Source organism: Falsiruegeria sp. JB4-1 (assembly GCF_055693495.1).
On the sequence record NZ_JBVFTZ010000001.1, the window covers coordinates 1,072,845 to 1,090,403 of the forward strand.

Annotated in this window: 12 protein-coding genes and 4 pseudogenes; 8 read left to right on the top strand and 8 right to left on the bottom strand. The window is 57.9% G+C overall.

All coding sequences use genetic code 11. From position 1 onward, the window contains the following. Positions 1–22 precede the first annotated feature (22 nt). Positions 23–478 carry a dUTP diphosphatase gene (dut, locus tag ACZ1HE_RS05510; protein ID WP_472619884.1) on the top strand — a complete coding sequence of 152 codons (456 nt, stop codon included), beginning with the start codon at positions 23–25 and terminating at the stop codon, positions 476–478. Next, a pseudogene (locus tag ACZ1HE_RS05515) lies at positions 478–1,526 on the top strand (HesA/MoeB/ThiF family protein). The gene dut and the pseudogene ACZ1HE_RS05515 overlap by 1 nt, the downstream one beginning before the upstream one ends. A 52-nt stretch (positions 1,527–1,578) precedes the next feature. Here the strand turns inward: ACZ1HE_RS05515 and ACZ1HE_RS05520 are convergent. Then, positions 1,579–2,793: a trans-sulfuration enzyme family protein gene (locus ACZ1HE_RS05520; protein ID WP_472619885.1), complete on the bottom strand. Its 1,215-nt coding sequence runs from the start codon at positions 2,791–2,793 to the stop codon at positions 1,579–1,581. A 141-nt stretch (positions 2,794–2,934) separates the two neighbouring features. On the opposite strand from ACZ1HE_RS05520, the gene ACZ1HE_RS05525 reads away from it, so the two are divergent. Then, positions 2,935–4,950, top strand: coding sequence for a M3 family metallopeptidase (locus tag ACZ1HE_RS05525; protein ID WP_472619886.1), 2,016 nt, complete (start codon positions 2,935–2,937; stop codon positions 4,948–4,950). Positions 4,951–5,099: 149 nt separating this feature from the next. Here the strand turns inward: ACZ1HE_RS05525 and ACZ1HE_RS05530 are convergent, their stop codons facing one another. The 6 genes and pseudogenes from ACZ1HE_RS05530 to ACZ1HE_RS05555 all read right to left on the bottom strand — a co-directional run bounded on the left by ACZ1HE_RS05530 (position 5,100) and on the right by ACZ1HE_RS05555 (position 11,679). Continuing rightward, positions 5,100–6,032: a 2-hydroxyacid dehydrogenase gene (locus tag ACZ1HE_RS05530; protein WP_472619887.1), complete on the bottom strand. Its 933-nt coding sequence runs from the start codon at positions 6,030–6,032 to the stop codon at positions 5,100–5,102. 4 nt (positions 6,033–6,036) lie between these two features. Next, on the bottom strand, positions 6,037–7,185 hold the full coding sequence (rodA, locus tag ACZ1HE_RS05535) for a rod shape-determining protein RodA (RefSeq protein WP_472619888.1): 1,149 nt from the start codon (positions 7,183–7,185) through the stop codon (positions 6,037–6,039). Then, a pseudogene (gene mrdA, locus ACZ1HE_RS05540) lies at positions 7,182–9,129 on the bottom strand (penicillin-binding protein 2). The gene rodA and the pseudogene mrdA overlap by 4 nt, the downstream one beginning before the upstream one ends. Then, the gene (locus ACZ1HE_RS05545; RefSeq protein ID WP_472619889.1) at positions 9,126–9,665 is read right to left on the bottom strand and encodes a rod shape-determining protein MreD; all 540 of its coding nucleotides are present in this window, start codon (positions 9,663–9,665) and stop codon (positions 9,126–9,128) included. Before ACZ1HE_RS05545 ends, mrdA begins: the two are co-directional and overlap by 4 nt. Then, entirely contained in the window at positions 9,658–10,572 is a 915-nt protein-coding gene (gene mreC / locus ACZ1HE_RS05550) for a rod shape-determining protein MreC (RefSeq protein ID WP_472619890.1), read from the bottom strand. Before mreC ends, ACZ1HE_RS05545 begins: the two co-directional genes overlap by 8 nt. Positions 10,573–10,632: 60 nt before the next feature. Further along, entirely contained in the window at positions 10,633–11,679 is a 1,047-nt protein-coding gene (locus tag ACZ1HE_RS05555; RefSeq protein ID WP_472619891.1) for a rod shape-determining protein, read from the bottom strand. 334 nt (positions 11,680–12,013) lie between these two features. On the opposite strand from ACZ1HE_RS05555, the gene ACZ1HE_RS05560 reads away from it, so the two are divergent. From ACZ1HE_RS05560 to ACZ1HE_RS05570, 3 genes are read left to right on the top strand one after another with little or no spacing between them, the layout of a single operon-like run. Beyond that, positions 12,014–12,910 carry a sterol desaturase family protein gene (locus ACZ1HE_RS05560; protein WP_472619892.1) on the top strand — a complete coding sequence of 299 codons (897 nt, stop codon included), beginning with the start codon at positions 12,014–12,016 and terminating at the stop codon, positions 12,908–12,910. Between the two features lie 18 nt (positions 12,911–12,928). Beyond that, on the top strand, positions 12,929–13,267 hold the full coding sequence (locus tag ACZ1HE_RS05565; protein WP_472619893.1) for a hypothetical protein: 339 nt from the start codon (positions 12,929–12,931) through the stop codon (positions 13,265–13,267). Next, complete coding sequence (locus ACZ1HE_RS05570) at positions 13,194–13,424, top strand: DUF2141 domain-containing protein (protein WP_472619894.1); 231 nt, start codon at positions 13,194–13,196, stop codon at positions 13,422–13,424. The genes ACZ1HE_RS05565 and ACZ1HE_RS05570 overlap by 74 nt, the downstream gene beginning before the upstream one ends. A 66-nt stretch (positions 13,425–13,490) precedes the next feature. Here the strand turns inward: ACZ1HE_RS05570 and ACZ1HE_RS05575 are convergent. Next, a pseudogene (locus ACZ1HE_RS05575) lies at positions 13,491–15,066 on the bottom strand (2-isopropylmalate synthase). Between the two features lie 305 nt (positions 15,067–15,371). Between ACZ1HE_RS05575 and ACZ1HE_RS05580 the strand changes: the two are divergent. Together ACZ1HE_RS05580 and ACZ1HE_RS05585 are read left to right on the top strand one after the other, a co-directional pair. Continuing rightward, the gene (locus ACZ1HE_RS05580) at positions 15,372–16,037 is read left to right on the top strand and encodes an SDR family NAD(P)-dependent oxidoreductase (protein ID WP_472619895.1); all 666 of its coding nucleotides are present in this window, start codon (positions 15,372–15,374) and stop codon (positions 16,035–16,037) included. Beyond that, a pseudogene (locus tag ACZ1HE_RS05585) lies at positions 16,031–17,559 on the top strand (cryptochrome/photolyase family protein). Before ACZ1HE_RS05580 ends, ACZ1HE_RS05585 begins: the two are co-directional and overlap by 7 nt.

The following is a 17,559-nucleotide window of genomic DNA, read 5'->3' on the forward strand; positions in this document are numbered from 1 at the left end:
CATGCAAGCAGGAGGCCAGCAGATGGTAGCCATTCGGGTCATCAGAGACGAAGAAAGCGATCCGCAGATTGCATTGCCCAGCTATGAAACAGCTGGGGCGGCCGGTGCTGACGTGCGTGCCAACTTCCCCGATCGCAACGGGGTCGTGCTTGCACCCGGGGCACGGGCGTTGATCCCCACCGGTCTGCGGCTAGAGATCCCCGCAGGCTTTGAGGTGCAGGTGCGCCCGCGCTCGGGTCTTGCGCTGAAACACGGCATAACGCTGCCCAATACGCCCGGCACCATCGACAGTGACTATCGCGGTCCGCTCGGGGTGATCTTGCTCAATGCAGGCGCAGATCCGTTCGAGGTGGCGCATGGCGAGCGTATTGCACAGCTTATTGTTGCGCCGGTTTTGCAGGCGCAATTCGACCTTGTGGACGGGTTAAGCGACACCGAACGCGGCAGCGGCGGTTTCGGCTCGACCGGGCGCGGCTGATGCTTCTGGTTCTGGGCATGGCCGCAATGCTTTGGGGCATTGGCATGGTGATGGGGGTGTCCCGTCAGGCACGGCTGACCCTCATGGGCGGATTGCTGGCGCTGGTGTTGCTGTTGCAGTTCGCACTGCCTGTCGGCCACCCGGTCCGCGAGGCGACGGGACAATCCCCGGCGCTGTGGCTGATCCTGACAGGCGCGGTAGTTCTGATCATCGGATATTCGCGGCTGATCGCCTGGCTCCGGACCCGCAGCGCCTCTGAGACGACCGAGCAGACGCCCAAACAGACGGGCAGTTTCACCGAAACCGAGCTGGAACGCTATGCCCGCCATATCGTCTTGCGCGAATTGGGCGGACCAGGACAAAAGCGCCTGAAACAAGCCCGTGTTCTGGTGATAGGGGCGGGTGGTCTGGGCGCGCCGGCTGTTGCAATATCTAGCGGCGGTTGGGGTCGGCACCATTGGGGTGATCGACGATGACGTGGTCGAAAACGCCAACCTGCAACGACAGGTGATCCACCGGGATGCAGATATCGGCGTGCCCAAGGTGTTCTCGGCCCAAATGGCAATGGAGGCGCAGAACCCCAACGTTTCTGTGCGCCCCTACAACCGACGGCTGACAGCCGACATCGCAGCCGAGCTTTTCGCGGATTATGATCTGATCCTCGATGGCACCGACAATTTTGAAACCCGTTATCTGGCCAATGAAACCGCGGTGAAGCTGGGCAAACCGCTGATTTCTGGCGCGTTGGCACAGTGGGAGGGACAGCTGAGCGTGTTCCATCCGGCTGACACAGGCCCCTGCTATCAATGCATCTTCCCCGAAACCCCCTCCGGGTTTGGCACCATCGTGTTCCGAGGCCGGGGTGATTGGCCCGCTGCCGGGCGTGGTCGGGTCCATGATGGCGGTCGAGGCGGTCAAGCTGATCACGCAGGCAGGTGCGGTGCTCAAAGGTGAGATGCTGATCTATGACGCACTTTATGGGGAAAGCCGCAAGATCACCCTGTCCAATCGCGCCGATTGCCCCATTTGCGGATCAGGCGCGGCATAGCGCAATCGCCGCGCGTCGACAGGCGCGCGGCACGGCACGGCTCAACCCTGATTTACGACAGTGCCACGTCCAGATCGGCAATAAGATCCTCAGCGTCTTCCAGTCCCACTGACAGACGGAAAATCCCGTCTCCGGCATAGGCGCGGTAATCTTCAAGCTGTGCTCCTTCTAGACGGAATGACGTCTCCATCAGCCCGGCAGTTTCCATCCAGAAGATCAGCGAGCGATGATGACCCAGCGACACCGCATAATGGATCACCTGCAAGCGGTCGATCATCTGCTGCGCGATCCGTTGACCTGCCACAGCATCCCCCACCTGGAACGAGATCATGCCCGAGGTGTTTGACATCTGCCGCTCCGCCAATTCCGCCTGCGGATGCGACGCGAGCCCCGGATAGATCATACGGGTGACCGATGGGTGGCTTTCCAACCATTCCGCCACCGCATGCGCACCCGCCTGATGGGCTTTCATTCGCAGAGGTAAAGTCGAGGCACCGCGCGCAATCAGCCAGGCGTTGAAGGGCGACAGGATCCCTCCGTGATGGATCGACGCCTCCGCACGCATCTTGGCGATCAGATCCGCGCGACCCGCAACCGCCCCGCCAACCGCATCACCATGTCCGCCGATGTATTTGGTGATCGAATGCATCGTCAGATCCACGCCCAAGCCAGCGGTGTCCATGCCCAAAGGCGAGGCAAAGGTCGCATCGCAGCTGTGCAAGGCGCCCACCTCCTTCGCCAGCTTCGACACCGCCGTCAGATCCGTCAATCGCCCGATTGGGTTCACCGGAGTTTCCGTGTGGATGAGCCGGGTGTTTGGTCGAATTGCCGCCGCAACCGCCTCGAGATCCGACATGTTGACCGTGCTTACCTCGATCCCCAGGCGTGGCAGGGTTTCACGCGCAAGCTCCGCGACCCCGGCATATGACACGTCTGAGATCACCACGTGATCGCCCGCCGACAGAAACGTCAGAAAGATCGCCGTGGCCGCCGCCATGCCGGAAGCGGTGCACAGACAGGCCTCGGTCTCCTGCATCGCCGCGATCTTCTTTTCCAGCATCGCCACGGTTGGGTTGTCCCATCGGGCGTACAGAAACCCCTCGGGACCACTCTCAAGATCATGCGCGGAAAACCCGGCCACCTGATCGGTCACAAAGGTCGATGACATATGCAGCGGCGGGGCCGAGGCACCCGTCGCAGGGTCTGGCCCTTCGCCCGCATGAATGGCTTGCGTCATTGGACCCAGGGGGCGGTTTCGTTGCGTCATGATCTTCTCCCGTGTTTCGGCTCACAGTGGGCGGGCATGGCCGACCGGGCAAGAGGCTTCCCGACAGAGTCTGCCAAATCGCGACACACCCTCTGGACCAACGGCAGGCGCGCACCTAGCTTGAGCGCAAAGGAGACACCCATGACCAACCCGATCCTTGCCGAGTGGCAAACCCCTTTTGAAATCGCGCCGTTCGATGCCATCAGCGATGATGATTTTGCCCCGGCTCTGGACGCAGCGCTGACAGCTCACCTCGAGCAGATCGAGGCCATTGCCAAAAACACCGAAACCCCCGATTTCGACAACACCATCGGCGCGATGGAGGCGGCGGGTGAGGCGCTCGACAAGGTGCTTTCGGTGTTCTTCACAGTCGCGGGGGCCGACAGCAACCCCAAGCGCGAAGAGTTGCAGCGAGATTTCTCGCCAAAGCTGGCGGCACATTTTTCAGCAATTTCATCGAACAAGGCGCTGTTTCGCCGCGTGGCAGACCTCTGGGCGGGCAAAGATGATCTGACCCTGACGCCAGAGCAGTCCCGTGTCCTGATGCTGACCCATCGCGGCTTTGTTCGCGCCGGTGCCGCGCTGGAAGGCGCCGATGACACCCGCATGCAAGAGATCAAAGCGCGACTTGCCACTTTGGGGACATCTTTCACCCAAAACCTGCTTGCGGACGAGCGTGAATGGTTCATGGAACTGACCGAGGACGATCTCGACGGTTTGCCTGAGTTCGTCGTCGATGCTGCCCGCGCCGCTGGGGCAGAGAAGGGAGTCGACGGCCCTGTCGTGACCCTGTCGCGTTCTATCATCGTGCCCTTCCTGCAATTCTCGCCTCGCCGCGACCTGCGCGAAGTGGCCTACAAGGCCTGGGCCGCGCGCGGCGCCAACGGCGGCGAGACGGACAATCGCGAGATTGCGGCCGAGACGCTGAAACTGCGTGAGGAACGAGCGCATCTATTGGGCTATGATAACTTCGCCACCTACAAGCTGGAAACCGAAATGGCGCGCACGCCCGAGCGCGTGCGCGATCTGCTAATGCAGGTCTGGGAACCCGCCAAGGCACAGGCCGATGCAGATGCGGAAATCATGACTCAGATGATGCAGGTGGACGGCGTCAATGGCCCGCTCGAAGCTTGGGATTGGCGCTATTATGCAGAGAAACGCCGCAAGGCTGAACATGATCTGGACGAGGCCGAACTCAAACCCTACCTGCAACTAGACCGCATGATCGAGGCCTCATTTGCCTGCGCCAACCGCCTGTTTGGCTTGGATTTTGTCCCGCTGGATATCCCGCTCTACCACGAAGACTGCCGCGCATGGGAAGTCACCCGGAATGGCGAACATGTGGCTGTATTCATAGGCGACTACTTTGCCAGGGGTTCCAAACGCTCGGGCGCATGGTGCAGTGCCATGCGCGCTCAGGCCAAGTTCCCGAAGGTACAGGCGCCCATCGTGATCAACGTCTGCAATTTCGCCAAGGGCGATCCGGCGCTTTTGTCCTATGATGATGCACGCACCCTGTTCCACGAGTTTGGCCACGCCCTGCATCAGATGTTATCGAACGTTACTTATGAAAGCATTTCAGGCACATCCGTGGCGCGTGACTTCGTCGAACTGCCCAGTCAGCTTTATGAGCACTGGCTCGAAGTGCCCGAGGTCCTGGCCGAGTTCGCCACTCATGCCGACACAGGCGCGCCGATGCCGCAGGAAATGCTGGACAAGGTGCTTCGGGCCGCGAATTTCGATATGGGGTTCCAGACGGTGGAATATGTCGCCTCGGCGCTGGTGGATCTGGAGTTCCACGATGGGGACGCGCCTGCTGATCCGATGGTCAAACAGGCTGAGGTGTTGAACCGGATCGGCATGCCCCACGCCATCGGGATGCGTCACGCAACACCGCAGTTCGCCCACGTTTTTGCGGGCGATGGCTATAGCTCGGCCTACTACAGTTACATGTGGTCCGAAGTGATGGATGCAGACGCCTTTGCCGCTTTTGAAGAAGCGAGTGGTGCGTTTGACGAGGAGCGGGCCAAAGCGCTTGAGACGCACATCCTGTCCACCGGCGGCTCGCGCGAGGCTGAAGAACTTTACTTGTCGTTTCGGGGCAAGCTGCCGGGTGTTGAGGCACTGCTCAAAGGGCGCGGTCTCATCGCAGCCTAACTGCGCGGTCTATCGACCTTGCGTCCTGCGGTCGGCAGGGGGCCAGGCTCACGCGGGCTTTGCCCGCGTGAGCCTGGCCCAACGGGAGGAGATGTTTCGTAAGAAACATCGACGACGGGCCGGAGCACCCCCGAAGCTGAATCGACGGGTTAATATCCGAGGGACCGATCCACGACATGCAACAAAGGCTCACCGTTCAGGTCGCGGCGGATGTTTTCCGCGATGACCTGGCTGGCTGTGTTGGCGCGGGTCTCGGATGCGATGTGGGGTGTCACCGTCACTTGGGGGTGCGCCCAATAGGGGTGCTCGGCGGGCAAGGGCTCGACGCGGAAAACATCCAGGGTCGCGTGGGCGATCTGGCCGCTGTCCAAGGCCACGAGCAGGGCGTCGTCGTCGATCAAAGGACCTCGGCCCGGATTGATGATACAAGCGCCATTCGGCATCAGTCTCAGCGCGTCTGCATCCAGTGTGTTTTCGGTCGCCTGTGTGTTCGGCAACAGTAGAACCACAATCTCTGCCTCTGATAGTGCCGCCCGCAGACCTTGCGGCCCGCTTTCGCAGCGGATTCCGTTGATTTCCTTGGCGGACCGACTCCACCCCGTAACATCGAACCCCAAACCGGCCAGGGCCTGCGCCACGGCTGCCCCCAAGGCCCCGAGGCCCAGAACGGTGACTTTGCGATCCTGAGCTAAGGGCGGGGCTTCATTGCGCCAGATCCCGTCTTGGCCGTGGATGTGGCCATCGATTCCAAGGTGATAGCGCAGCGTGTGTCCCATCACCCATTCGATCATGCCCTGAGTCAGCCCGTGGTCCACCATCCGCGTTAGCGGCACAGTCAGGGTGCCGTTGCCAACCACGTCCTCGACCCCCGCCCAAAGGTTCAGAACCGCACGCAGCCTTGAATAGGGAGTGAAGTCCTGAACATTGCTGTTGGGCGCATAGACGATGTAGTCCACGGCCTCCGGCGCAAACTCGGTTCGCAGATCGAAGTCCACGCCCGCGTCCGTCAAGGCTTTGGTCAAAGGTTGCTCATAGGTCGTCCAACGCTCAGCCTTGGCGGCGAACAGGATGTTTGTGGTCATGATGTCAGGATCCCAGACGAGGTCGGTGGATATGCGCACTTTGTACCAGGCCAAATGCAACCATCAATACCAGCATGGCTGAACCGCCATAGCTGACCATTGGCAGCGGCACGCCAACGACCGGCGCAAGCCCCATGACCATCGACATGTTGACAGCAAAGAACAGGAAGAAGTTGATCGAAATGCCTAGCGTGACCAAAGAAGAGAACCGGTCTTTCGTGGCAAGCGCTGTAAAGATGCAGAAGAAGATGATCAGGCTGTAGAGACCCAGCAGGGAGAAACCGCCTACGAAGCCGAACTCTTCGGCCAATGTCGTAAAGATGAAGTCAGTGTGCTTCTCGGGCAAAAAGTTCAGACGCGACTGCGTCCCTTGCATGAACCCGCGCCCCGTCCAGCCACCTGAACCAAGCGCGATCTTGGATTGAGTGATGTGGTAGCCCGCGCCGAGAGGGTCCGAGGAGGGATCAAGGAACGTGTCAATCCGACGATATTGATAGTCCTTGAGCAGCTGCCAGTCGGTCTCACGGCTTTGAAATACGGCGGTGACAAGCCCCACACCTGCCGCAACAACTGCCGCGAAATAGGCCCAGTGAACTCCGGCAAGGAACATCAATCCGCCGCCCGCAGTCATCAGCAGGATCGAGGTGCCAAGGTCTGGTTGCCGCAGCACTAAGAAGGTTGGGAAGAGGATCATGATCACCGGCATTAGAACCCAGAACGGGCGCGAGGTCTTGTTGCCAGGCAACCAGTCATAATAGGCTGCCAGAAGCATCACCAGTGTGATTTTCATTAACTCCGAGGGTTGCAATCGCATGAAGCCAATGTCGATCCAACGTTGTGCACCCATGCCGACGGTCCCAAAAAACTCAACGGATATCAACAGGATGATCGAGATCAGATAAGCCACCACAGCCATATTGCGCCAAAACCAAATTGGAACCATGGCCACAAACATCATGACAGCAAGGCCAAGCGCAAAACGCTTCATCTGCGGTTCGGCCCATGGAGTGAACGATCCGCCTGCCACCGAATAAAGCATTAGGAACCCGATGCCCGCCACACTGATCAGCAGCACGGTCAATGCCCAGTTCATGTAGAACACCTTGCGCAGGCCCGTGGGCGTCGACTTGACCGTATATTCAAGATAACTCATGCGCGGTCCTTTTCATCGGTCCGGGCACGCGGGCGGCGCTGGCGCTTCATGCGCTCTTGCTGGGCCTCGATGCGGCCACGGTCTTTGCTGGGATAAGCCTCCAGCGGGGGCGTTCCTCCATAGAGTGCCTGAAGCATGATGTCTCGCGCGACAGGGGCAGCGGCTTTGGATCCACCGCCGCCGTGCTCCACCACGACGGATATCGCAAATTTTGGGTTATCATACGGGGCAAAGCTCACAAATAGCGCATGGTCTCGACGTTCCCAGGGCAAATCTGCGTTGCGGATTACGCCTGCGGCGCGTTCGGCAGTGGTAATGTTGCGAACCTGGCTTGTACCCGTCTTTCCAGCCATTCGAAAGGCATCGTCAATGATCCGGCTACCATAAGCAGTACCGCGGCGATCGTTGCTGACCGAGTACATCGCTCGCCGCAGTTTTCGCAGGTTGCTCTCCTGTACGTCCATGGTTTCGCTCGGCACCCGTTGGCTGTTCGACGCCGTCAATGGATTTGACCAGGCGCGGGGATACGCTGCGGCCTGTTGCAATCCGAGCGGTCATCACCGCCAATTGCAATGGCGAGGCCAGCATGAAGCCTTGGCCGATTGAGGCATTTGCTGTGTCGCCTACCAGCCAGTCTTGCCCGTGAACTCGCGATTTCCATTCACGATTTGGCGCCAGTCCGCTGGCCACGGCAGACATCGGCAGATCGTGCCTGACGCCTAGCCCAAACTTTCGGGCCATCTCTGAAATCTTATCGATCCCAACTTTCAAAGCGACGTCGTAGTAGTAAACGTCACAGCTGCGTTTTAGCGAGTTTTGCAAATCGACGTGTCCGTGGCCACCGCGTTTCCAACAGTGAAATCTTCGGCTGCCAACTTCGAGATAGCCTGGACAGTATACAGTGTCATCTGGTCCGGTCAGTCCCGCTTCCAGTGCAGCCATGGCCGTGATCATCTTGAACGTTGAGCCGGGTGGATAAGTACCCTGGACCGATTTGTTTGCAAGTGGACGATAAGGGTCCTCGGTCAATTTCCGATAGTCGGCAACTGAAATCCCACGAACGAACAGGTTCGGGTCGAATGACGGAGCAGAAGAGATCGCCCGCAAATCACCGCTTTCGCAATCGATCACCACGGCCGAGGCGCTTTCGTTGCCCAAACGGGCTTGGACATACTCCTGCAAATCCGCGTCGACCGATAGCTGCAGGTCAGATCCTTGTTGGCCTTCGCGCCGACCCAGTTCCCGCATCACCCGTCCAGTGGCATTGACTTCGACCCGCTTGGCGCCGGCCTTGCCGCGCAACAGGCTCTCGCGCTTGGCCTCAATGCCCACCTTACCAATCTGAAATCGAGGGATGCGCAAAACGGGTTCCGGGTCGGTGATCTGGCTAAGATCATAGTCGCTGACCGGGCCGACATAGCCCACGACATGCGCAAAGTCCGACTCTTGAGGGTAGACCCGGGTCAGGCCAACCTCTGGCGTGATGCCAGGCAAGGCCGGGGCATTGACCGCAACCTTTGATATATCGTCCCAAGTCACGCGCTCGGCGATGGTGATCGGTAGAAACGGCGGTGACCGGCGCATCTCAGCGCGAGCACGATCCAATTCCTCGGGATCAAGTGGCACCAGCTTGGACAAATCCGAGATAACCTTGTCCACGTCACCCGCATCTTCGCGCACCATGATGATGCGATACAGCGGGATGTTTTGACCTAGAATATTGCCGTTTCTGTCGAACAGCTCTCCTCGGGTTGGCGGGATGAGGCGAATGTTGACACGGTTTTCTTCAGCCAAAAGACGGAATTGGTCAGCCTGATCAACCTGCATGTACCGCATCCGCATTGCCAAACCGCCAACAAATGCGGCTTGAACGCCGCCCAGCAACAGGGCTCGACGGGTCAGTTTGCGGTGCGTACCTTCGACGTCTCTTGGGTTGCGTTTCATGACCGGCCTCCCAAGACGTCGGCATCAGCGGGCGTCAATTTGCGTACAGCGAACAGGTTCTGGGTGACAAAAACCACGATGGGGTACAGTACAACAGTCAGCACCAATTGTATCAGCACCAGCCAAAGCGGCGCTTGTTCAACAGCGGTGAGCCCGAGGATCATTCGGTTCAGAACCATAACCGACACCAGTACCAGACCAACCGAAGCCCACTCTCCCAGAAAACTTGCATCGCTCAAGCCCGCTGACCAATTGCGTAGGTAGGCAGTTCCGGCCACAATCAAGGCCGCCAACAAACCAGGTGGGCGTTGCAGCATGAAATCGGCCATGAGCATGACAATGGCCACAGAAAGAAGCGGAACGTAGTCTGGACGCCTCAAGGTCCAGGCAAAAGTGAAGGCAAGCAACAGATCAGGCGGCGCCCAACGACTGGGCAACGTTCCAAGAGGCAGCAGGTGAAAGAACAGGATCAGCAAAGCCAACCCAAAATACAGGATACGCATCACCCATAAACGCGAAGGCAAAAGGCTATCCATCGGCCGCCTCTTCGTCATCCACGATCTCGACGTTTGTGTCATCGACCGGATCCGTTGTCACGATATCGCCGGGTGACTTAATTTCTTCATTGCCCAAATGCCTGATGACACGCAGAAATTCGAGGCGTTCGTAGTCGGCAGAAAGACGTACACGCAAACGCCCCGAAGGGTCCTGAGCGATCTGCCCGATCAGAAGTCCAGCGGGAAAGACACCTCCGTCGCCGGACGTAATTACCCGGTCGCCGGCCTTGATGAGTTCTCGGTTTTCCAGAAAATCCACCACAGGTGCCGCTGTGTTGTCTCCGGCAACCAAAGCGGTTTGACCCGAAGGTTGGATCGTTGCTGGAATGGAACTGGTCGCGTCAGTCAGCAAGATCACGCGGGCCGTATTTTGACCGACACCGGAAATGCGCCCCACCAAGCCTATGCCATCCATGGTCGCCCAACCGTCAACAATCCCGTCACGAGCGCCCACGTTCAGCAACACCGACTGGCGAAACGGCGAGCCGCTATCAGCCATTACAACGCCGGTCACGTAGGTCAGCTGTGGATCAAGACGCACGTTGTTGAGGTCCAGCAGACGAGCGTTTTCCTGTTCCAATTGCAGGGCAGCCTCTTTCCAGGCGCGCATCTGTCGCAATTCGCTTCGCAGTTCACGGTTTTGTTCACTAAGCCTCTGGTAGCTTTGGAAGTCACGAAACAGGTTGATGGTGGCAGTGACCGGAACCATGGCCCAATCCATGGATGGAACGACTTTATCCGTTACCTGCGCCCGGAAACGTTCGACCCGTGGGCTATCGATCCGCCAGACAAGGAAAATACCGAGTAAACACAGCAACAAGACCCCAAGCAACAACCTGCGCAATGGGGCGGTGTAGTCTTCGCGCTGTGAACGATCCTTGGCCACGGGACTCCCTTTCGGCGCGCGCTTGGTCCTGAACTCGTTGTGCCCTGAAGGGTGCGCCCCTTAGCTGTCGTAGTCAATCGCGTGGCGCAGTTGCTTTTCGTATTCCAGCGCTTTGCCGGTGCCGAGTGCCACACAGTTCAAGCTTTCGTCAGCAATCGACACGGCCAAGCCAGTCTGCTCACGCAGGGCCAGATCCAGATCACCCAGCAAAGCACCGCCGCCGGTTAGCATGACGCCGCGATCGACAATATCGGCGGCCAGGTCGGGCGGAGTTGTCTCCAGCGCAGTCATCACTGCTTCACAGATCTGCTGTACCGGTTCAGCCAGAGCCTCGGCAACCTGGGCCTGGCTAATCTCGATTTCTTTCGGCACACCGTTGAGCAAATCACGTCCGCGAATTTGCATTGAACTTCCGCGTCCGTCGTCGGGCATCCGGGCGGTGCCGATCGAAGTCTTGATGCGTTCGGCCGTGGATTCGCCCACCAGCAAGTTCTGCTGACGGCGTAGGTAGCTGATAATCGCTTCGTCCATCCGGTCGCCGCCAACACGGACTGAACGGGCGTATACGATGTCACCCAGAGACAGGACCGCAACTTCGGTTGTTCCGCCGCCGATGTCGACAACCATGTTGCCGGTGGGATCGGTGATCGGCATGCCCGCACCGATGGCCGCTGCAATCGGTTCGGCGATCAAGCCGGCGCGGCGGGCGCCAGCGGACAAAACCGACTGGCGAATCGCTCGCTTCTCGACCGGGGTGGCCCCGTGCGGGACACAAACGATGATCTTGGGTTTGGAGAATGTCGAACGCTTGTGCACTTTACGGATGAAGTGTTTGATCATCTCTTCGGCAGTATCAAAGTCGGCAATCACACCCTCGCGCATTGGTCGGATTGCTTCGATGCTTCCCGGTGTCCGACCCAGCATCAGCTTGGCGTCCTCACCTACGGCGAGAACCTTTTTTACACCATCTTTGACATGATAGGCCACAACGGATGGCTCTGACAGAATGACCCCGCGGCCTTTGACATAGACCAGTGTGTTGGCAGTGCCGAGGTCAATGGCCATGTCCGATGTGAACAAGCCGCCGAGATTTCCAAACACTGACATTTACGCGTGATCCTGCTGAGAGCTGCCGATTGGTACCGCGACTCTGATGGCGCGGGACGATGATCTTATAGGCGTCCAAAGGGGAGGGCGAAAGTAGAGAATCATCGGAAACAGCGCGTTTCCGCCAGTTCCTGCATGGTTTTGTGTCGGAACTGCTCTGCCATCTCCGAAATATGCAATTTTGGACAATGGTTTCTACTTTTTGCCTTCGCGCATCAGGTTCTCGCAAGATTTTTACTTACAAAAGCATGTTTGCTATTGCATTAGAGAGAGCGTTCACTAATTAAGTTGTCATAAATGACAGCAAAACTCTATCTGACGAACGGGATACGCTATGGACTTCCTCAGTCAATATATCAGCGACTTTCAGCTGACACATTGGGAAACCTTCATCGACGAGTGGTTTCTCGTCTTCGCCCTTGCATTCTTGGCGTTTGAATTAATCCGCTATGCGGTGGTCAAGCGGCTGAACTGGGAAATGGTTGGTGACACTGTGACCAACTTCATTACTCTCGCATTCTTCATCGGCATCACCTTTCTGGGCATGGCTGCTTTCTATGTCGGCGCATATTTCTATGCCGCCCAATTTGCGGTGTTCGAGATACCGACAACATGGGCCTCTTTTCTGATTGCGCTGGTTCTGGCCGACCTTGCCTATTATTGGGAGCACCGGATCCTGCACCGGATCAATTTTCTCTGGGCAACCCATTCGGTGCATCACAGCTCGCCCTTCTTCAACATCTCTGTGGCCTACCGCCACGGACCGTTGGATGGCTTCTGGCCCCTGTTCTTCCACCTGCCGCTGGTTTTGCTGGGCTTCAACCCGATCCTGATCCTGGTGGTGGAATTGCTGGTGCAGCTCTACCAGACCGCGCTGCACACCGAGGTGATCGGCAAACTGTGGAAACCGATCGAGATGATCATGAACACGCCGTCGCATCACCGTGTCCACCACGGTTCGAATCCCAAATATCTGGATAAGAACTATGCTGGGATCTTCATCATTTGGGACCGTATGTTCGGCACCTTTGAAGAGGAAGAGGAAGAGGTGGTTTATGGCCTCGTCAAACCGATCGACTCGATCAACCCATTTGTGGCCTTTTTCCACGGGTTCACGCGCCTTGCAAAAGATGTCTGGAACATGCCGGGGTTCATGAACAAGCTGGGGGTCTTCTTTGGCCCACCGGGCTGGCAGCCGAAAAACCGCAAAGACACCCCGCCTGCAGAATAAGCCATAAGGACAGCACAGATGCCATCCAACGTACAACGCATCACCGCCGCCATGGCGACAGCCGCTCTGTTTGTGGGCGGCGCATGGCTCGCCACGGGCTTTGCCGTAGACCTGCCGGACGCCTCGGTTTCAACTTCGGGCGCAACCTCGGACGCGGGTTTGACCGTCAACCTGCACGGCGCGCGCAACGATACCGGAAATCTGATTGTCATGGTGTTCGATCAGGCCGAACCCTTTGCGAACATGGATTACCAAAACGCGGTTGGCTACCTTGAGACGCCGCATGAGCACCTATCCGCAACGGCTGGATTTCCCGGATCTAAACAACAACTACTACGCTCTCGTCGCCATCCATGACGAAAATGGTGATTATGAGTTGAACTATGACGAGAACTACTTGCCGACCGAAGGTTACGCTATTTCGGGATCAAATGACCTGTATAGCGATCCGGTGTTTGAATATTCGCTGGTCGAACCCGGAAAGGTCGATCTCACGTTCTACTACTGGCAGTAAGTCAGTTGGGGAAATAGAAAGGGCGGCTCTTCTGAGCCGCCCTTTCTTTGATCAGTGACCTATAGGTCAGGTCACGTCCTTGTACGAGATTTCGCGGGCATCCACACCTGGGCCCGACTTTTCGCGGCGCACGATCAAACGGTTGAGCGCATTAATATATGCGCGGGCCGAAGCTACGACGGTATCGGTGTTGGCGGATTCGCCCGTGGCGATCACGCCGTCCTCTTCCAGACGTACAGTCACGGTGGCTTGTGCGTCGGTACCCGCAGTTACGGCGTGCACTTGATACAGCTGCAGGCGCGCAGTGTTGGGATAGAGCGTGCGGATGGCCTTGAAGGTTGCATCAACCGGGCCATCGCCATGCTCCGTCGCATCGACGTCCTTGCCGTCGATCTCCATCTCGACGGTGGATTCCGCAGGGCCACCAGTGCCGCAGACCACTTTCATCGATACCAGTTGCAGATGATCGTTTTCCGCATCCTCACCCGAACGCATCAGCGCGACGACGTCATCGTCAAACACCTCTTTCTTGCGGTCGGCCAGTTCCTTGAACCGAACAAAGATATCCTTGAGCTGGTTGTCGCCCACCTCGAACCCAAGCGTTTCCAGCTTGTCGCGCAGCGCGGCGCGGCCCGAGTGTTTGCCAAGCGGCAGCGAGGTGCCTGCAAGGCCCACATCCTCTGGGCGCATGATCTCGAACGTTTCCTTGTTCTTGAGCATGCCGTCCTGGTGGATGCCGGATTCATGCGCAAAGGCGTTCTTGCCGACGATGGCCTTGTTGAACTGCACCGGGAAACCCGACACAGTCGCAACGCGGCGCGAGATGTGCATGAGCTTTTTGGTGTCGATGCCCGTGTGCCAGGGCATGATGTCATTGCGAACTTTCAGGGCCATCACGACCTCTTCGAGCGCGGTGTTGCCCGCACGTTCGCCCAGGCCGTTGATGGTGCATTCGATCTGACGCGCGCCACCCGCAACAGCGGCCAGCGAGTTCGCGGTCGCCATGCCAAGGTCGTTGTGGCAGTGGGTGGCAAAGACTACCTCATCCGCGCCCGGCACAGTTTCGATCAGGTTTCGGATCAAATCGGCGCTCTCGACCGGAGCGGTGTAGCCCACCGTGTCGGGAATGTTGATCGTGGTTGCGCTAGGCCTTGATCGCAATTTCGACCACGCGGCAGAGATAGTCCCATTCAGTCCGCGTTGCATCCATCGGCGACCACTGCACGTTTTCGCACAGGTTGCGCGCGTGGGTGACCGTCTCGTGGATCTTGTCGGCCATCTCATCCATGGTCAGGTTCGGGATCGCACGGTGCAGCGGTGATGTGCCGATGAAGGTGTGAATGCGGTTCTTTTCGGCGTGTTTTACGGCCTCCCAGCAGCGGTCGATATCAGCGTAATTCGCACGGGCCAGACCGCAGATGCGGCTGTTTTTGGAGTTCATCGCGATCTCGGACACGGCCTTGAAATCACCTTCGGATGCGATCGGAAAACCGGCCTCGATGATGTCGACGCCCATCTCATCCAGCAGCCCCGCAATCTCGAGCTTTTCCGAATGGGTCATGGTCGCGCCGGGGCTTTGCTCGCCATCACGAAGCGTGGTGTCAAAGATCACGACGCGATCTTGGTCAGGAATATTGGTCATTTTGGTATCTTTCGTATCTGTCCTAAAGCCATTTGGCGCGCGGGCTGCCTCCTCTGAGCGGGCGCGCCGGATGGCACGCTCAGAGGCGGATTAGGATCAGTAGGCCACGCAACGACGCACCGCAGTCAGCGGTGAAGGTCGAATTATGTGCGTGGTTGATCATAGGGAAAGTTTATACAGACCGTTTTTGGAATGGAAAGGGTAAAATGCGCGGGCCCTGTGCCACAGCCGGGTGCGACGCAATTTCTGTCCTTTCGGACGAATGGAAATTTGAAGTTGGTTGCGTGTCAGCTAGTTCCGTAGAAATGAAACGTGCATTGATCATTGGAGCGTCCGGCGGGATCGGGCGGGCAGTTGTCGCAGAGTTGAAAGCCCGCGACGTGTCTGTCGCGCAGCTTTCGCGGTCCGAAGACGGGTTGGATTTGACCGACCCCGAGGCGGTTGAGCGCGTGCTAAGCGGAATAGAGGGGCCGTTTGATCTGATCCTAGTGACCTCGGGGGCATTGGAAATCGATGGCGCTGCTCCGGAAAAGACAGTTCGCGCGGTCACAGCAAAGGCGATGATGGATCAGTTCGCAGTAAACGCGGTTGGTCCTGCTCTGGTCTTGCGGCACGCATCCCGGTTGCTGCCACGCGACCGGCAGGCGGTTTTGGCCGTGTTGTCCGCGCGGGTGGGGTCGATTGGAGACAACCGATTGGGTGGCTGGGTCAGCTACCGCGCTGCGAAAGCGGCCGTGAACCAGATTGTACATACCACAGCCATCGAACTTGCCCGCACACACAAGGAGTCTGTGTGTGTCAGTCTCCATCCGGGTACCGTGGCGACTGATTTTACCAGAAAGTATCTTGGTCGAAATCCAGCGGTTTCACCGGAAGTGGCTGCAGCGAACCTGCTTGCTGTTATCGAAGGGCTGCATCCCGAGCAGACTGGCGGATTTTATGATTGGACCGGCTGGGCGGTGCCTTGGTGACGCGTTTAGTTCTGGTTCTTGGGGATCAACTGTCGTCCTATCTTTCCGCATTGCGTCAAGCGGACAAGAAAACTGACATTGTCGTCATGGCAGAGGTTTTGGCTGAGGCCGAGTACGTTCCACATCATCCCAAAAAGATTGCGCTGATCCTTACAGCAATGCGCAAGTTTGCCTTGAGGCTTGAGGCAGACGGATGGACCGTGGCCTATACAAAACTCGAGGATCCAAGCAATAGCGGCTCTATCGGCGGCGAACTGTTGCGTCGCGCTCAAGAAATGGAGGCGACCGAAGTTTTGGTCACATCGCCCGGAGAATGGCGGCTGATTCAGGCTCTTCGGGAAATACCTCTGATGCTCCGATTTCTCGCGGATGATCGATTTGTTGCCAGCCGCGAAGACTTTGAAGCTTGGGCCATTGGCCGCCGACAGTTGCGCATGGAATATTTCTATCGCGATATGCGGCGCAAAACCGGCTTGATGATGGAGGGGGACAAGCCCGCTGGCGGGAAATGGAATTTCGACGCAGATAATCGCAAAACCTTGCCAAAAGGGGTGCAGCCGCCCGAACCCCTGCGGTTTGAACCAGATAGCATAACCAACGAGGTTCTTGATCTGGTTGAACAGCGGTTTGGTAAAAACTTTGGAACGCTCAGACCGTTTTGGTTTGCCACGGATCAAGCGCAAGCCGAAGCTGCATTCGAGCACTTTATCACCCACGCATTGTCCTCGTTCGGAGACTTTCAGGACGCAATGGTCATTGATGAGCGGTTTTTGTTTCACGCCGTTATGTCACCGTACCTGAACATCGGGTTATTGGACCCGCTTTCAGTTTGTCGACGTGTCAAAGACGCGTGGGAGGCGGGCGACGTTCCGATCAATGCAGCCGAAGGTTTCATTCGGCAGGTCATTGGTTGGCGAGAATTCGTGCGGGGGATCTATTTTTTGCAAGGACCCGAATACGTTACCCGGAACGCCTTGAAACACGACCTCCCTTTGCCGACGCTCTATTGGGGGGCGAGACGCGCATGAATTGCCTGTCGCAGGCTGTTGAGCAGACCAAGGATGAGGCGTACGCACACCACATTCAACGGCTGATGGTAACCGGTAATTTTGCATTGTTGGCGGGTGTCGATCCCGCGCAGGTGCACGAATGGTACTTGGCTGTCTATGCAGATGCTTTCGAGTGGGTCGAGGCACCGAATACCATCGGGATGAGCCAGTTTGCAGACGGCGGAGTGGTAGGGTCCAAACCGTACGTCTCTAGTGGTGCATATATCAATCGCATGTCTGACTATTGCAAGACATGCGCGTATTCGGTGGCGACTAAGACGGGACAGGACGCGTGCCCGTTCAATTTGCTGTATTGGCATTTTCTGGAGCGCCATAAGTCGCGGTTCGAGACGAACCAACGCATGGGCAACATGTACCGGACGTGGAGAAAGATGGACCCAGACAAGCGGGCACAGATTCTTGCCGATGCCGAAGTCTTTCTTGCCCGTCTCTCGGCAGGCGAAAAAGTTTGA

What these genes read in the sequence shown, in the direction of transcription:
- dut (WP_472619884.1), top strand. Translation starts at nt 23, where the DNA reads ATGGTAGCCATTCGGGTCATCAGAGACGAAGAAAGCGATCCGCAGATT.
- ACZ1HE_RS05520 (WP_472619885.1), bottom strand. Translation starts at nt 2,793, where the DNA reads ATGACGCAACGAAACCGCCCCCTGGGTCCAATGACGCAAGCCATTCAT.
- ACZ1HE_RS05525 (WP_472619886.1), top strand. Translation starts at nt 2,935, where the DNA reads ATGACCAACCCGATCCTTGCCGAGTGGCAAACCCCTTTTGAAATCGCG.
- ACZ1HE_RS05530 (WP_472619887.1), bottom strand. Translation starts at nt 6,032, where the DNA reads ATGACCACAAACATCCTGTTCGCCGCCAAGGCTGAGCGTTGGACGACC.
- rodA (WP_472619888.1), bottom strand. Translation starts at nt 7,185, where the DNA reads ATGAGTTATCTTGAATATACGGTCAAGTCGACGCCCACGGGCCTGCGC.
- ACZ1HE_RS05545 (WP_472619889.1), bottom strand. Translation starts at nt 9,665, where the DNA reads ATGGATAGCCTTTTGCCTTCGCGTTTATGGGTGATGCGTATCCTGTAT.
- ACZ1HE_RS05555 (WP_472619891.1), bottom strand. Translation starts at nt 11,679, where the DNA reads ATGTCAGTGTTTGGAAATCTCGGCGGCTTGTTCACATCGGACATGGCC.
- ACZ1HE_RS05560 (WP_472619892.1), top strand. Translation starts at nt 12,014, where the DNA reads ATGGACTTCCTCAGTCAATATATCAGCGACTTTCAGCTGACACATTGG.
- ACZ1HE_RS05565 (WP_472619893.1), top strand. Translation starts at nt 12,929, where the DNA reads ATGCCATCCAACGTACAACGCATCACCGCCGCCATGGCGACAGCCGCT.
- ACZ1HE_RS05570 (WP_472619894.1), top strand. Translation starts at nt 13,194, where the DNA reads ATGAGCACCTATCCGCAACGGCTGGATTTCCCGGATCTAAACAACAAC.
- ACZ1HE_RS05580 (WP_472619895.1), top strand. Translation starts at nt 15,372, where the DNA reads ATGAAACGTGCATTGATCATTGGAGCGTCCGGCGGGATCGGGCGGGCA.